Genomic DNA, 1,417 nt, shown 5'->3' on the forward strand with positions numbered 1-1,417 from the left:
ACCGAAACCACGTCGAAGGCGATCCGCGAGCTGGGTGGTGCTGAACGCGGCAAGGCGCTGATCATTCTCAACCCTGCTGAGCCGCCCCTCATCATGCGCGATACGGTGTTTGTTCTGTCGCAAGGCGGCAGCCGCGAAGCCATCGAAGCTTCGATTGCCGAAATGGTCAAGACGGTTCAGGCCTATGTGCCGGGCTATCGCCTGAAGCAGAAGGTGCAGTTCGAAGTCATCGGCGATAATGCGCCGGTTCGCGTGCCGGGCATCGGGCTGATTTCCGGTTTGAAGACGACGATCCTGCTCGAGGTGGAAGGCGCTGCACATTATCTGCCCGCCTATGCCGGCAATCTCGACATCATGACATCCGCTGCATTGGTCACCGCCGATCATTGGGCAGCAAAAGCGCTTGTCAAGGAGGCTGCATAATGGCCCGCTCCAATCCCGATAAGCTCTATGTTCAGGATGTCACGCTGCGCGACGGCATGCATTCGATCCGCCACCAATACACGCTGAAGGATGTCGTCGCCATTGCGAAGGCGCTCGATGCCGCCAAGGTGGACGCGATTGAAATCACCCATGGCGACGGCCTTGCCGGTTCGACTTTCAATTACGGTTTCGGCCTCCATGACGATGTCGAATGGATCGGCGCGGTTGCCGACGCCTGCGAGCATGCCCGCGTCACAGTGCTGCTCATTCCGGGCATTGGCACCGTGCACGATCTGAAGGAAGCCTATGATGCCGGTGCGCGCTCTGTTCGCGTTGCGACCCATTGCACCGAGGCCGACGTGTCGCGCCAGCATATCGAGGCTGCGCGTGAACTGGGCATGGACACGATCGGCTTCCTGATGATGTCGCATATGGCCGAGCCGGAAAAGCTGGTCGAACAGGCGAAGCTGATGGAAAGCTATGGCGCGGAATGCGTCTATGTCACCGACTCGGCAGGCGCGCTGTTGCCCGAGCAATATACGCTTCGCGTCAAGGCGCTGCGTGATGCGCTGCGGCCTGAAACCGAAATCGGCGTTCACACCCACCACAATCTGACGCTCGGCGTTGCCAATGCCGTTGCCGGTATCGAGGCGGGCGCTGTGCGCGTCGATGCATCGCTTGCGGGCATGGGGGCAGGGGCTGGCAATGCGCCGCTTGAAGGTCTGATCGCCGTTCTCAACCGCAAGGGCATCGATACGGGTTGCGATCTCTATGGCCTGATGGATGCCGCCGATGATCTGGTGCGTCCGTTGCAGGACCGTCCGGTGCGTGTGGACCGTGAAAGCCTCTCGCTCGGCTATGCGGGCGTCTATTCGAGCTTCCTGCGTCATGCGGAAAACGCCTCGAAGCTCTATGGCGTCGATACGCGTGAAATCCTCATCGAACTTGGCAAGCGCCGCATGGTCGGCGGCCAGGAAGACATGATCATCGACGT

General features: G+C 60.4%; 1 protein-coding gene and 1 pseudogene. Both read left to right on the forward strand.

Annotated elements, in window-relative coordinates:
• A pseudogene (locus JAU75_RS23815) lies at positions 1–423 on the forward strand (acetaldehyde dehydrogenase (acetylating)); the annotation flags it as partial.
• On the forward strand, positions 423–1,417 hold a 995-nt coding region (gene dmpG / locus JAU75_RS23820; RefSeq protein ID WP_199058945.1), incomplete at its 3' end, for a 4-hydroxy-2-oxovalerate aldolase. The pseudogene JAU75_RS23815 and the gene dmpG, both read left to right, overlap by 1 nt.

It is taken from the genome of Ochrobactrum sp. Q0168 (assembly GCF_016427605.1).
In the GTDB taxonomy this organism is placed as follows: Bacteria; Pseudomonadota; Alphaproteobacteria; order Rhizobiales; family Rhizobiaceae; genus Brucella.